We start from the raw sequence: 2,261 nt of genomic DNA on the forward strand, positions 1-2,261 counted from the left end.
AGAAGTATTTATTAAGCGACCATTCTGGGCGCACTGGCGTAAATCTGCGTCGTGGAAATGCGGCTATGCCCCAGCATTTTACTGACGGTTTCAAGCGGGACACCATGCGAAAGCGTGATCTCGGTGGCGTAGGTATGGCGTCCGCAGTGAAAGACGAGCTTCCGTTCAATTCCGCAAATGGCGGCAATACGTTTCAGTGTCCGGTTGAGTTCGTTGTTGCTGTACATCGGCAGCAGTTTTCCTTCCGGGGCCATATCCCGGTACTTGTCGAGGATGAGCAACGGTATGTCGAGCAACGGCACTTCATAGTCGATTTTCGTCTTCTTGCGGGCGGTCTTGATCCATACCTCACCGTCCTCGGCCACTTCCAGATCCTCCGTCGTCAGGCGGCACATGTCCCCGTAAGGGATACCCGTGTAGCAGGAGAAGAGGAACAGGTCGCGGATATGGTAGAGTTTCGGGTCGTGCAGGGGTGTGGTCATCAGCCGTTGTAACTCTGCGGCGGTAAGGTATTTCTGTTCCCGCTCGGGATGTTCGGCTTCATACCCCGCGAACGGGTCGGCAGTGATAATCCCTTCCGCGATGGCTTCCCCGACAATCGTGTTCAACCGTGTGACAAGCAACACGATAGTTCCCAGGGCAAAGCGGCGCTCCGTGCGTAGGTAGAGGTCATAGTTGTCGATGAATGAACGGTTCAGGGCCGTGAAAGGAACATCCGACAACTTGTATTTCTCCTGGATGAAAGCAGCCACACAGTTACAAGCATAGCGGTAAGATTGTGCTGTTCCCTTTTCCCGGTTCACGCCGACACGTTTTTCGAAATGTTCGATGAACGTCCGGAAATAACCCAACAGGGTTTCCTGCCCGAAAGCCGTCCCCAACAACAGATTCCTTATTTCTTCAGCCGTTACATTCTCACGGGTGGCTGACAGTTCGTCATAAATGGAAATGGCTGAAGCTCGCAAATCGTCCAGTTGCCGGTTGATTTCCCGCGCGGCGTTACTTTTACCCGTGGCACGTCCGGATGCCCACAGTGCAACGGGTACGGACATTTTCGCACTAAAAGCCGCTTCTGAAAATTTGCCGACGGCAAGTTTCGCCATGACCGGGCAATGTCCCTCGTCATTCATTTCGCTCTTTTTGAGGTAGAACGTAACCGTTACATCCGTCTGTTTCATAACTCTATTTTTTTATGTTGCAAAATTACTTGATATAGAGTTATTTACAGTTATGAAAATTATAGCGGAACAAAGAATAAAACCCCGGATGCCGGTAACATAACCTGTATTTCCATGAAAAACGGAAAAAAACGGTTATCTTTACGGGCAAAATATAGGGTTCTTTGCATGGTGAACGGTAAAACCGCAGGTGGTTAAGCGTTATTTTGCCGGATTATCCGGGGCTAAAAAAGGCAACGGATAAGTAGCAAATCTTTCTCTTAACCTTTCATTATCCTGCATTTTAGCGATTTGGAAAGGTATAGAAGAATTTGGCTTAACTCTCCTCAATACCAAACACTTACTTTATTTATCCAAATTTTGCCGTTTTTTTGCGAGTTCTTTGTATCTTTGCCATAGTAGTAACCATGGAAGGAAAGTAACTATGGAAGAAAATACTGAAAAAGCAATGGAACCGACGAAGAAAAAAAGTAAGGTGGAAGAAATCTTGGAAGCGGACAGGAAAAATCCTCCGAAGAGAGTAAATAAGACGTGGGAGGCGGCTATGAGACTGAAAGGTAGTCTGATTGTGAACGACCCTACATTCTTGTTGTAAAGTATGAGGGTGCTTATCGACACCAACATTTTTGTCTATCTGGCACTTGATACGGAGCTGTTGAGCAAAGACGTAGCCGCACTTTTACAAGAGCCGGACACTCTGATTTACATCAGTGCGGAATCGGTGCGTGAACTTGTTGTGGCCTACCGCAACAAGGGATTGTGCTCCAAACGTTGGAAATCGGCAGAAGAAATGGTGGCGGCCATTGAAGATGAGTTTTATGTCAAGATACTACCTTTGAAAAAGGAGCACATGATGACTTATGCTCACTTGGAAACCAACGAGGCGCAAGGGCATAAAGACCCTTCCGACCACGTAATCATCGCCCACGCCATCACCGAACATCTGCCGCTCATATCGAGCGATACACGCTTTTGGTTCTATCTTAGCCAAGGACTTGACTTGATTTTCAACAAGAAGTAGTCCTTTGTTTCATAATGGTGCTCGTAAATATGAACGGCGGCCGTAATCCTAAGAGATTACGG

3 protein-coding genes are annotated in these 2,261 nt (G+C 47.5%); 2 read left to right on the forward strand and 1 reads right to left on the reverse strand.

Annotation, left to right across the window (positions count from 1 at the left end; all coding sequences use genetic code 11):
• Positions 1–11: 11 nt before the first annotated feature.
• Positions 12–1,178 carry a site-specific integrase gene (locus tag HMPREF9441_RS08530; protein ID WP_008620166.1) on the reverse strand — a complete coding sequence of 389 codons (1,167 nt, stop codon included), beginning with the start codon at positions 1,176–1,178 and terminating at the stop codon, positions 12–14.
• 424 nt (positions 1,179–1,602) lie between these two features.
• On the opposite strand from HMPREF9441_RS08530, the gene HMPREF9441_RS18620 reads away from it, so the two are divergent.
• Both HMPREF9441_RS18620 and HMPREF9441_RS08535 read left to right on the forward strand, forming a co-directional pair.
• A complete protein-coding gene (locus HMPREF9441_RS18620) occupies positions 1,603–1,773 on the forward strand; it encodes a hypothetical protein (protein ID WP_008620171.1) in 171 nt (56 codons plus the stop codon).
• A 3-nt stretch (positions 1,774–1,776) separates the two neighbouring features.
• Entirely contained in the window at positions 1,777–2,199 is a 423-nt protein-coding gene (locus tag HMPREF9441_RS08535; protein ID WP_008620172.1) for a type II toxin-antitoxin system VapC family toxin, read from the forward strand.
• The last annotated feature ends 62 nt before the right edge of the window (positions 2,200–2,261 follow it).

The organism is Paraprevotella clara YIT 11840, from assembly GCF_000233955.1.
GTDB classification, from domain to species: Bacteria; Bacteroidota; Bacteroidia; order Bacteroidales; family Bacteroidaceae; genus Paraprevotella; species Paraprevotella clara.

What these genes read in the sequence shown, in the direction of transcription:
- HMPREF9441_RS18620 (WP_008620171.1), top strand. Translation starts at nt 1,603, where the DNA reads ATGGAAGAAAATACTGAAAAAGCAATGGAACCGACGAAGAAAAAAAGT.
- HMPREF9441_RS08530 (WP_008620166.1), bottom strand. Translation starts at nt 1,178, where the DNA reads ATGAAACAGACGGATGTAACGGTTACGTTCTACCTCAAAAAGAGCGAA.
- HMPREF9441_RS08535 (WP_008620172.1), top strand. Translation starts at nt 1,777, where the DNA reads ATGAGGGTGCTTATCGACACCAACATTTTTGTCTATCTGGCACTTGAT.